Origin of the sequence: Methanobrevibacter sp., from assembly GCF_017409525.1 — an archaeon.
Lineage (GTDB): Archaea > Methanobacteriota > Methanobacteria > Methanobacteriales > Methanobacteriaceae > Methanocatella.
Window position 1 is genome coordinate 29,559 of sequence record NZ_JAFQSO010000013.1, and the last position, 9,070, is coordinate 38,628.

The 9,070-nt window shown below is 31.2% G+C and carries 28 protein-coding genes; all 28 read right to left on the bottom strand.

What is annotated here, in order from left to right:
- Nucleotides 1-3: 3 nt before the first annotated feature.
- Complete coding sequence (locus IJE64_RS07525; protein WP_292784253.1) at nucleotides 4-300, bottom strand: hypothetical protein; 297 nt, start codon at nucleotides 298-300, stop codon at nucleotides 4-6.
- A 6-nt stretch (nucleotides 301-306) separates the two neighbouring features.
- Entirely contained in the window at nucleotides 307-648 is a 342-nt protein-coding gene (locus IJE64_RS07530; protein WP_292784256.1) for a hypothetical protein, read from the bottom strand.
- A 14-nt stretch (nucleotides 649-662) separates the two neighbouring features.
- On the bottom strand, nucleotides 663-1,097 hold the full coding sequence (locus tag IJE64_RS07535; protein ID WP_292784259.1) for a hypothetical protein: 435 nt from the start codon (nucleotides 1,095-1,097) through the stop codon (nucleotides 663-665).
- The gene (locus tag IJE64_RS07540; RefSeq protein WP_292784262.1) at nucleotides 1,087-1,308 is read right to left on the bottom strand and encodes a hypothetical protein; all 222 of its coding nucleotides are present in this window, start codon (nucleotides 1,306-1,308) and stop codon (nucleotides 1,087-1,089) included. The genes IJE64_RS07535 and IJE64_RS07540 overlap by 11 nt, the downstream gene beginning before the upstream one ends.
- 14 nt (nucleotides 1,309-1,322) lie before the next feature.
- The gene (locus IJE64_RS07545; RefSeq protein ID WP_292784265.1) at nucleotides 1,323-1,493 is read right to left on the bottom strand and encodes a hypothetical protein; all 171 of its coding nucleotides are present in this window, start codon (nucleotides 1,491-1,493) and stop codon (nucleotides 1,323-1,325) included.
- 180 nt (nucleotides 1,494-1,673) lie between these two features.
- Complete coding sequence (locus IJE64_RS07550) at nucleotides 1,674-1,808, bottom strand: hypothetical protein (protein ID WP_292784268.1); 135 nt, start codon at nucleotides 1,806-1,808, stop codon at nucleotides 1,674-1,676.
- Complete coding sequence (locus IJE64_RS07555; protein ID WP_292784271.1) at nucleotides 1,805-2,137, bottom strand: DUF4406 domain-containing protein; 333 nt, start codon at nucleotides 2,135-2,137, stop codon at nucleotides 1,805-1,807. Before IJE64_RS07555 ends, IJE64_RS07550 begins: the two co-directional genes overlap by 4 nt.
- Complete coding sequence (locus tag IJE64_RS07560) at nucleotides 2,134-2,502, bottom strand: hypothetical protein (protein ID WP_292784273.1); 369 nt, start codon at nucleotides 2,500-2,502, stop codon at nucleotides 2,134-2,136. Before IJE64_RS07560 ends, IJE64_RS07555 begins: the two co-directional genes overlap by 4 nt.
- The gene (locus IJE64_RS07565) at nucleotides 2,499-3,125 is read right to left on the bottom strand and encodes a hypothetical protein (RefSeq protein WP_292784275.1); all 627 of its coding nucleotides are present in this window, start codon (nucleotides 3,123-3,125) and stop codon (nucleotides 2,499-2,501) included. The genes IJE64_RS07560 and IJE64_RS07565 overlap by 4 nt, the downstream gene beginning before the upstream one ends.
- Nucleotides 3,118-3,387, bottom strand: coding sequence for a hypothetical protein (locus IJE64_RS07570; protein ID WP_292784277.1), 270 nt, complete (start codon nucleotides 3,385-3,387; stop codon nucleotides 3,118-3,120). The genes IJE64_RS07565 and IJE64_RS07570 overlap by 8 nt, the downstream gene beginning before the upstream one ends.
- A complete protein-coding gene (locus IJE64_RS07575) occupies nucleotides 3,384-3,686 on the bottom strand; it encodes an HNH endonuclease (protein WP_292784280.1) in 303 nt (100 codons plus the stop codon). The genes IJE64_RS07570 and IJE64_RS07575 overlap by 4 nt, the downstream gene beginning before the upstream one ends.
- Complete coding sequence (locus IJE64_RS07580) at nucleotides 3,683-3,865, bottom strand: hypothetical protein (protein WP_292784283.1); 183 nt, start codon at nucleotides 3,863-3,865, stop codon at nucleotides 3,683-3,685. Before IJE64_RS07580 ends, IJE64_RS07575 begins: the two co-directional genes overlap by 4 nt.
- Entirely contained in the window at nucleotides 3,862-4,254 is a 393-nt protein-coding gene (locus IJE64_RS07585; RefSeq protein WP_292784286.1) for a hypothetical protein, read from the bottom strand. Before IJE64_RS07585 ends, IJE64_RS07580 begins: the two co-directional genes overlap by 4 nt.
- Nucleotides 4,255-4,272: 18 nt before the next feature.
- The gene (locus tag IJE64_RS07590) at nucleotides 4,273-4,476 is read right to left on the bottom strand and encodes a hypothetical protein (protein WP_292784289.1); all 204 of its coding nucleotides are present in this window, start codon (nucleotides 4,474-4,476) and stop codon (nucleotides 4,273-4,275) included.
- A gap of 5 nt (nucleotides 4,477-4,481) precedes the next feature.
- Nucleotides 4,482-4,847 (bottom strand): hypothetical protein, encoded by a 366-nt coding sequence (locus IJE64_RS07595; RefSeq protein ID WP_292784292.1) that lies wholly within the window; start codon nucleotides 4,845-4,847, stop codon nucleotides 4,482-4,484.
- 66 nt (nucleotides 4,848-4,913) lie between these two features.
- The gene (locus IJE64_RS07600; protein WP_292784294.1) at nucleotides 4,914-5,081 is read right to left on the bottom strand and encodes a hypothetical protein; all 168 of its coding nucleotides are present in this window, start codon (nucleotides 5,079-5,081) and stop codon (nucleotides 4,914-4,916) included.
- Nucleotides 5,074-5,259 carry a hypothetical protein gene (locus IJE64_RS07605; protein ID WP_292784296.1) on the bottom strand — a complete coding sequence of 62 codons (186 nt, stop codon included), beginning with the start codon at nucleotides 5,257-5,259 and terminating at the stop codon, nucleotides 5,074-5,076. Before IJE64_RS07605 ends, IJE64_RS07600 begins: the two co-directional genes overlap by 8 nt.
- A complete protein-coding gene (locus tag IJE64_RS07610; RefSeq protein ID WP_292784298.1) occupies nucleotides 5,256-5,624 on the bottom strand; it encodes a hypothetical protein in 369 nt (122 codons plus the stop codon). Before IJE64_RS07610 ends, IJE64_RS07605 begins: the two co-directional genes overlap by 4 nt.
- On the bottom strand, nucleotides 5,621-5,920 hold the full coding sequence (locus IJE64_RS07615; protein WP_292784301.1) for a hypothetical protein: 300 nt from the start codon (nucleotides 5,918-5,920) through the stop codon (nucleotides 5,621-5,623). The genes IJE64_RS07610 and IJE64_RS07615 overlap by 4 nt, the downstream gene beginning before the upstream one ends.
- Nucleotides 5,917-6,471, bottom strand: a complete 555-nt coding sequence (locus IJE64_RS07620; RefSeq protein WP_292784304.1) for a hypothetical protein — start codon at nucleotides 6,469-6,471, stop codon at nucleotides 5,917-5,919. Before IJE64_RS07620 ends, IJE64_RS07615 begins: the two co-directional genes overlap by 4 nt.
- On the bottom strand, nucleotides 6,468-6,812 hold the full coding sequence (locus IJE64_RS07625) for a DUF4314 domain-containing protein (RefSeq protein ID WP_292784306.1): 345 nt from the start codon (nucleotides 6,810-6,812) through the stop codon (nucleotides 6,468-6,470). Before IJE64_RS07625 ends, IJE64_RS07620 begins: the two co-directional genes overlap by 4 nt.
- Nucleotides 6,809-7,186 carry a hypothetical protein gene (locus tag IJE64_RS07630; RefSeq protein ID WP_292784308.1) on the bottom strand — a complete coding sequence of 126 codons (378 nt, stop codon included), beginning with the start codon at nucleotides 7,184-7,186 and terminating at the stop codon, nucleotides 6,809-6,811. The genes IJE64_RS07625 and IJE64_RS07630 overlap by 4 nt, the downstream gene beginning before the upstream one ends.
- On the bottom strand, nucleotides 7,183-7,662 hold the full coding sequence (locus IJE64_RS07635; protein ID WP_292784311.1) for a hypothetical protein: 480 nt from the start codon (nucleotides 7,660-7,662) through the stop codon (nucleotides 7,183-7,185). The genes IJE64_RS07630 and IJE64_RS07635 overlap by 4 nt, the downstream gene beginning before the upstream one ends.
- Entirely contained in the window at nucleotides 7,655-7,813 is a 159-nt protein-coding gene (locus IJE64_RS07640; RefSeq protein ID WP_292784314.1) for a hypothetical protein, read from the bottom strand. Before IJE64_RS07640 ends, IJE64_RS07635 begins: the two co-directional genes overlap by 8 nt.
- Nucleotides 7,810-8,388 (bottom strand): hypothetical protein, encoded by a 579-nt coding sequence (locus IJE64_RS07645; RefSeq protein WP_292784315.1) that lies wholly within the window; start codon nucleotides 8,386-8,388, stop codon nucleotides 7,810-7,812. The genes IJE64_RS07640 and IJE64_RS07645 overlap by 4 nt, the downstream gene beginning before the upstream one ends.
- A complete protein-coding gene (locus tag IJE64_RS07650) occupies nucleotides 8,385-8,567 on the bottom strand; it encodes a hypothetical protein (RefSeq protein ID WP_292784317.1) in 183 nt (60 codons plus the stop codon). The genes IJE64_RS07645 and IJE64_RS07650 overlap by 4 nt, the downstream gene beginning before the upstream one ends.
- 3 nt (nucleotides 8,568-8,570) lie before the next feature.
- Nucleotides 8,571-8,828, bottom strand: coding sequence for a hypothetical protein (locus IJE64_RS07655; protein ID WP_292784319.1), 258 nt, complete (start codon nucleotides 8,826-8,828; stop codon nucleotides 8,571-8,573).
- Nucleotides 8,825-9,067 (bottom strand): hypothetical protein, encoded by a 243-nt coding sequence (locus IJE64_RS07660; RefSeq protein ID WP_292784321.1) that lies wholly within the window; start codon nucleotides 9,065-9,067, stop codon nucleotides 8,825-8,827. Before IJE64_RS07660 ends, IJE64_RS07655 begins: the two co-directional genes overlap by 4 nt.
- Between the last annotated feature and the right edge of the window lie 3 nt (nucleotides 9,068-9,070).

Sequence of the window (9,070 nt, forward strand, 5' to 3'; positions counted from 1 at the left end):
GAATTAAAACCAGTTACCCTCCTCACCATCTCTGCGAGTTCCGGTTTTAACATTATTGGTATTGAATACTATTAGTTTTTCATTTAATAATTTAAAACCATAGTTTTCAACTAAATAATTTGCAATTTCAATAGCATATGCATAATAGTGACCTAATGAGTCTTCATGTTTTAATTGTTCATATGCTTCTTTACATAATTTATCAAATTCTTCTTTAGTGAATTTTTTATCATGAAATATTGGACAGAATTGACTATCTTCCCACTCATAATAAGTTATCATATAACAGTATAACGGCATAATTAATCATTCCTCTATTTTATTTAATTCACATTCATTTTTAGCACATATGGGTAACCATAATCCATATTTAGAATGCATTGGATTGAATGGGTGTAGGCAATAGCTTTGAACACCTAAACCTTCTTCATGTCTTCTCATTCGATGTTCACATGTGATCCATTCTGGCATACAGTAATCTTTTTTGATTTCAATTTTTGGTTTTAGTATTTCTGATTGTCCTTTGAATCTGAATATTTCAAGAACGAATTTTTTAGCTTTTAACTCATATAATTCCTTATCTGTTATAGCTGCTTTTTCTAATATTTTTTTATGTTTAAATACAGGATTTTCTAATAAGTTTCCCATTTAAAATCACGTCCTTAATCACATTGCCAAGAATCATTGCAGATATGGATTGTTTTATATGGTCTAAAATAGGACATTACTTCTCCATCCCAACTATTAACAAAAATATCTTTATGTGAAAAACATTTGAAAACATTATGGGTTGCTAATCTCATTAGTATATAATAAACCATTGCTTTGGTATATTTTCTAATGTCCCTGTTCCTTAAATCTTCATTGAAATCAAATCCACTTTTATATGCTATATACCAATCTTCATGTTTTGGTATGTGTTTTTTGAATAATTCAATTATGTCAAATAAATTTAATGCTTTCCCAACGACCACATCTGTAGCATATTTATCATTCATTATGGTTACTGGATTACCCCCATCTAATCTTGCGATGCATCTTATTCCATGTTTTCCCCAAGCGGAATGCGGGTAGTACTTTGAAACTCTAATTTTCATTTTTTCTTAACTCTCCTTTTAATTTTCTGATTTTTTTGATTAGTATTGATCTGCTTCCACAGTCTTGACATACTTTCACGCTTTCAAATTCATTGTCTTTTTCTAATTCTAATTTTCCTCCGCAATCATTACATTTTAAGTTTGCCCATTGTTGTTCCTGCATTAATGTTTTACCCCATCTTCTTTCAGATAAAAATATATTTTCAGACATATTACTCCTAACTCCTATCTTAATATTATGCAATCAATTACACGGCCGTTTTTGTCTTTAAATTCTAATACAGGTATTTCAGTACCTTTTAATTTATCGCATTCTACTGTAATGTCTTCTTTATTATGCCCATCAAGTAGTGCATCGGTACATACAAGTTTAGTCATGAATACTGGATATTTCATTTTTATAACCCTCATTTTATATTATGCAGCAATCTCATTTCTACAGTACTTAGTTTTATTTTTTGTTCTTCGAAATATGGGCAGTCATTTTCGTATAAATATACGTCGAATCCTTCACTACACCATAAACCCGTATCTGAGCTTTTTACGTGTTCACATGATTCACATGACTTCATCCTATCAACTCTTTTTTTTGATATCTTGTTCGGGGCATTTACTCATTCGGCATGCTTCCTGATGTAATGTACAGGCACCTATTCCCCATGTTACATACTCGTAATATTTGCAATCCATCCACAAAGGTTGGTTAATCATTCACATAACTCCTTTTTGATATCGTCAAGATATATGATTGGAACATTGTATGCTTTTGCGATTTCATGTTCTAATTTGCAGCCCCTACTATTCTCCCAACCATGACCCATAGCTAACATGTCTGCTTGGCTCATAAAGAATATTGATTCACTAAAACATTCTAGTTCTGATTTTTCTGTATGATCTTCAACGATTGATGACATTATGTCATAGGTTGCTTCTCCGTAATAGTCGAATATTAGGTTTGCCATTTCATTAGTGTCTTTGTCGATTTCAGTTTTTGTTTTTCCTTTCATTGGTCTGCTTAACATGATTTTTAGTTTGCTCATTCTTTCACGTCCTTTTTGAATATTTCTTCTTTGAATTCTTCTAATGCTAGTTTTTTAAGATAGTTATGTTTGCTTCCACAACCACATGCGCATATTTCATATTCTTCTGATTTGGTTTCATATTCACATATTTTACCATTTAGTTTTGCTTTGATGTCTATGTAGTTGTCGATTTGTTCTTGTTGTTTTTCCAACAGTTCGGCTTGTCTGTTGATGCGTTCTTCTAGTTTTTTGATTTTATCTTCTTTATTGTTTAGTGTTTCAATGATTATTTCTGCTTGTCCTGCTGAATGGGCGTATGCTAAGTGTTTTCCATTGTCTAGTATTTCCCAGTCATCTTCTTTTTGAGTATATCTTTTAGTCATTTTATCAAATCCCTTACTGGACTTTTATCTGAAATATGGTCATTAAATGCTTCAACAAGTCTTGTTAATGCTTGTTTTAATATTGCATTATCTTCTTTTAAATCTTCATTTTCTTCATGTAATTTTCTATATTTTTTAGATAAATCATATTCATTTACTTCTGAATAAAATAAATCCTCTAATGCTTTTTTAACTTCTTCATTTGAACAGTTATCTATAAATTCTTTAATTGTAAGTATTCGATTATTGATTTCTTCATTCCTGATTTCACTTAATCGTTTGTATCTTGCTTTTTGTTTTTTTAACTGCTCATTCTCTTTTTCCAGTCTTACACAATCTGCTTTAAAATCAATTGCATGGTCACGATGGTCTTGGCAAATTGATTTTAACTGTTCATTCTCTTTTTGTAGTTTAATGTAGCCCTCTTCAAGACTTGCAGATTTAGTTTTATAATAATCTCTGTCCTCTTCCATATCCAACAATTTTCGCTCACAGATATTCAATTGTGCTTCTTTTTTCAATTGAACACTATCAGTCTGCTCTTCTGTTTTCACAATACTTATAACATCGCTTACTGTTGTTTTCTTTGTAGGTTCTTGCTCCCATACTTCACATTTAGTCATTCCAATCACCTTTTATCTCATTTTGTAATTCTTGTAACACATTAATAGCAAATCTGATATTGTGCATTTCACAAAAACCATGTTTCTGCCCAAATTCATATTTGTCCTCTAATTCATCAATTTTATCATCAATCCAACAATATATACTACATAATTGTTCTTCTTTTTTATTCAGTTCATTGAGAATGCCTTTTCTGTCTAATGTTTCACCATTACTCCAATTAAAAACAGCACATTTTCCATCTAAAAGTGAATAAGTCATTCCACATCACCTGTCAATTTTCTAATTGTTGTCCTCAAATTACGAATCTGGTTATGTAATTTCCCATTCTCCTTTTTCAATTTCGGACAATAATTTTTCCAGTAATCCACAGTAAACTCCAATAAAGTTTTGAAACTTATATTGTAATGATATTTCTGATGATAATTGTGATGGCAAGTGTTACATATTGTAATCAGATTTTCTGTGCTACTATGTAATTCATCATACTTGTTTGTATGAAGAATATGGTGCTTTTCAAGATTTGATTTCCCTCCACAAACACAACATTTTTCACTCATTCCTCATCACCACCTAACTCTTTTACTAATCCTACTAATCTCCAAAGTAATCCGAAATAATCTAAATGGCAAGTTAAGAAATCCCCTACCTCATTAATAAATATAAGTAAACTTGTTGTTTCTGATAAAAATACTGGATTAAACATATTTATTCTATAATTCAAACAAAATTCAGTCATTCCACATCACCTATATTCTTCATTCTATTATAAGCAGTTGTACTACCACTATGAGGAAGAACTGAATCAATAACCTCAAAAAGATAATCTCTTTGTTTTTTTAGAATATCATTATCCTTTCGTAATCTATCAATTTCCTTTCTTCGTGCTTCGGCATTTTGCCCCCAATACAATGCATCTTGTTTTAACTGCCCAATCTCCTCTGTTAATTCGTTCAATTTATTAACAATTGATTTAATATTCTCATCAGATGTAGAATAGACATAAAATAAATTAGACTCATCTAAATCATCACTGGGATTATTGTCAATTTCATAAAGTTTTAACTCTTTATCTCCTAACATATGTTCGATTACAAACGAATTAAATATAAATCGGTTTTCAGTCATTTAATCCACTCCTCATTTTTAAACCATCCAATCCGGTATTTTTTCAATGTAATCAGTTACATCTTCTTCTTTAATACCCAGTTCATCTAACCTTTTGTTTATCGCACGATATTCTTCTGCGTATTCTTTCCATAATGGATTGCTTTGATTTCTCATAATATTAACAAGCATGTAGAAGATTATGTCTACTTTGCGATTGTATAGGTTCTCTTTTTCAGTCATTATTTTCAACCTCCTTTGGCAGTGAATTTTACATTTTCAAACTTGATGTTATCCCTGTATATTTCTTCAATATCTTTATCAGTAATGGGTTTTCCATTATAAGTTAATTGTAATCCTTCATTGTTATATTTATAAACAAGCATGTCCATTACTTTATCAGAGATATGAACCTCTGTGATACTTCCTTTATTATAAACAAATGGTATTCTGAGTTTTAGGTTATCTAATTTTAGAATGTAATGATCCTTCTTTTTTTCATAACTTGCTTTCATGATTAAATCCCCATATTTAAAATGGTTTGTATTGTGTTGTTTCAAATCCACAATCTCGGCATTTCTTTTTCCATACGTTTGTTCTGAGTTTTGAATCATACCATTGATCTATTGTAACATTTTTACTATTGCAATTAAAACATTTCGTTTGTTTATACATTGTTTTTAAATCCTCCAATTTACTAAATGTCCTAACTTCTTATTGATATACTCATCAGAATAACCTAACCTTCTTAACTCTTCTATTTTCCCATTAATCCATTTACCCTCCATAATATCATCAAGCAATGGTTTGTGAATGCTCTTCTTAAGATGGCCAGTATCTTCAATCATTTTTTTCTAATCCCCCATTATCTCTCTTGTATTTAGCTATTTGAACATCATATTCTAATCTAATAATATTTTCTTGTAATCTATGACACTCGTTACCGTAATGTTCTTTTACTAATGCTATACCTAATATGAAACCAAAGATTCCACCAAAAATTAAACTTATACCATTAACAATCATTCTACAGCCCCTTCCAATACATATTTCTTCAAAACCCATTCAACAAAATCATCAATAGGAATAATCAAACTCCAATCATCATACCATGTAGGATAAGCAAACTGGATATTCTCTTCCTTCAGGAATTGTGTTACCATATCCCATTCATGTTCCAATATTTGAAGATAATCTTCCTCTTCAGCATCATAACTGAAAGACAATATTAACCAGTCATTATTAGCATCAATCCCAATTTTAACCCCCACAGGTAAGATATACTTCTTAAAAACTTCTAATGCACCGCTGAAGTCTCTTTTAAAATTAATATAATGAACATAACCTTCCATTACATCTCTTTTGAAAATCAATTTAGTTTTCTCCATCATTCAAACCACCTCGGCAACTCAATCCCTAAAACATCTAAAACTTCATCAGCCATCTCACGATTAAACAGATGTTGATATTTCATTAAAATATCCCATACTGCTTGGAAGAAAATAAGGTCAGATTCTTTTAATTCTTTAATTTCATCTTGTTGGTTATTTAGCAGGTTGACAATATTTTCAATTTGTTTTTTTGTTATATCGTCTGATAAAAACCAGGCAATGTCTTTTCCATTATATGAAATATCAATAATAGTATCATCTACTTCATCAATATGGGATGTAAATTGCTTAGTCATTCTTTCACCTCTTTGCCCATTAATTCTAGCATGTCTCTTGCCTTGTTAAGATAATATCCCTCGCATTGATTTGGGTCTGCTTGTATTTCATTCAACACATTCATAAAATCATCTAATACTTTTATAGCATTCTTATTCTTTAATTTCAGTAATTGATTTTGTTTAGATAATTTATTTAATCTCTCAACTACTCCTAATGGGGTTAATATTAGTTTGTCTTCTTTAATTGAATGTAATGCAAAGTTTCCCCAATGTCCATGTAATGAGTAATTTTCATAATTGTCTATTCTGTTTAAATCAAATAATGCGCTTCTTGTTATTTTTTCTAACTTGTCAATTTTCCATTGTTGTTCATTCATGATGTTAATCATTTTAAAAACATTCAATGCATCTTGCTCTTTATTATCCCATACGGGGTTTAATGTTTGGAATTTGATGTTATTTTTGTCTATTCTGTTGGTGTATCGTGGTTCTTGTTTTGGTGTGTATGTGCAGAATGGTTGCATGTAATATTCACATTCTCCACACTCATGATTGCAAACTTCGCTCATGTTTCCACCTCAAAATCTTCACAGGAATCATTTCTCGCATCCACTTGCTTATTATTTAACCTACATACAAAAGTTTTACCATAACCAAAATTCTGACAATTCCTACATCGCTTATTATAACCTATTTTATTAAACTTGTCTTTACCTGGAACTACTGCAAGACTACCGTTATAATTAAACCAATCAATATGAAGTTGACCTATACCATCCACAGACCAGACTTCCCCCAGTTCTCCATTTGGTACAGGTGTTGGATCATCCATATAGATTAACTGTATCACAGTTCCTGGAGGATATTTTTCACGAATTTTTTTCACTTCTTCTTTAGTGGGCCAGTTCATAATAAATCACCATTGTATTCTCCAAGTTCACGTAATTTCTTTTTCAATTCAAAGTTCTCTTTTTCGAATTTGTGGATATATTGACTTGCTTCATCAGGATTTAAACATAAATCTGAAAGTTCTTTTTCAATATCTTTTATGTCTAACATTCCTCGGAATACTAATTGTTGTAATTTTATTGTTAGGAAACGATTTTCCATTCTTAAGTGTCTGTTTACTGCTTTTAATTCAATTGAATGTTCAACATCTCTTTTTGTAATCATTGCTTCACGATATAATTGATTTAACAGAAAAGGCACTTCATCTAATGAGTAATGTCTTTCTGTATAGTTATCTCTGATTGTTTCACCTGCTTTCGTATATCTTTCACTCATTCTTGAGCCTCCTCTGCGATTCTTTCATAAAAATCAACGATTAAATGTTCTTGACCTACGTCATGTAGTAATTCTTCCAGGACATTTATTTTTTCTTCAAACATGTCACCAAGCACTAGGTTGTCTTGTTGGTGTTTTTGTTTGAAATATTTCTCCAGTAATGTGAGGATTGCATTGCAGAATAAGTCTTCAATGTCTTGGCTTTGTTGCCATAAGTCATTCATGAAATCTGCTAATTCTTCTGCATCTTCAACAGTTTCAAAATACCATTCTGGGAATTTTTCTAATTCATCAACAACTAATACTTTGACGTCATTGCCGTCTTCCCATTTTGCTTTGAATCTTTTATTATCATATTTTTTTGCTAAATGGTTTAATTCGTAATCTTCACATTCGTTAGGGTCTTCGCAACAAGATAGGACTGTATTATAGTAACAATACTTGCATTTTTCAGTTCTTTCAATCCTTTTAATCATTGTGAGTCTCTCCTTTTGCTATTTCGATTTCTTTTTGTAGTCTGTTTCTTTCGCCGATTAAACTGATGATTGTTTGCATGAATAGGATGTCTTCATTTTCAAATTCTAGGACAAAGCGGTTTTTGTCTTTAACTCCGTAGATTCCAATCATTTTTCCACTCCTTGTCTGAAATCTTTTTTACTGAACCTGTAATGTGCATGTTGGAATACTGAGTTGCCTATCCAATCAGTTTTTAAGGTAGGCATATAATAGCCGAATTTATCGCAGAATTCCATTATCAGTTTTGGTGGGATTGGATGTTCGTATCTACCTCTGACTTTCACAACATCCTGATCCACATCAAATTCTATCATGTCAGCATGGCCTTGGAAGAATTCCTGTATTTTTTCTTCATATTTTTTGATGTCTTTTTCGTATCGTTCTTTTGATTTGTAGAGTTGGTAATGCCAGTTTTGATATTTGGTTGTTTCTTCGTTGGCTTCTAATACTCTGAATTCAGATAATAGTTTTTCAATGTCTACACCTAACATTTCAGCCATTCCTATTTTATCCATTTCATCTGGTATTTTTAGGATGGTTACACGAACATAGGCATGCATTAATTGATTGCTTATTTCAACTGCGTAATAGTCATCTGGTTCTCCATCGTTTGCTAGTCTTCCGAGGTACATGCTGTATAGGAATGCTATGAATGATTTGTCATCTGTTACTTCACTTAGTTTCATTCAGAGTCCTCCAATGGAATTGCAATCAATGTTTTTTTAAATCCATTTTCTTTTAAGTGTTCAAATGCTTCTGATGATTCTTTTATGCTTTGAGCAAAATCATCGAACATTACTCTTGTAAGATATGAACAGACACGACTCATTATTTCTGTTACTTCTTTGTCGTCTTCTTTAAACATACGCTAATCCCTCCAGTTTTGAAGTTCTTCTCCTTTGTAACTGATTTCAAGTTCAGGATAATCTTGTTTCAATTTCTTTAAATGTATAACTGCTAACATTTCCGCTTCATAGTCATAAGATTTGCTTAGATTACTTAATTTCCATCCATAGTAATTATCTAAAATGAATTCACGAACTGCGAGTAATCCTAATAAGATTACAGTAATTGTTCCAATTATGCAGATTACTGCACCTACTCCCATTAATATTTCAGAGATCATTCTTCATCAACTCCCTCTTCTTCTAATTCGATGGGATATTCAACTTTGTTGATGATTCTAACTTGACCGTCAGGTTCAACTAATTCAAATCCAAATGGTATTGCATAACAATCTTTGAATTCTTTTTGGATTGCTTTGCCTAATCTTTGAGTTATTTCATCAATATTTTTTGAGAGACCTATGCCGTCTTTGTCAGGTAGTCTTATGACTACACCATATAATATATCATAATCACTCATGCT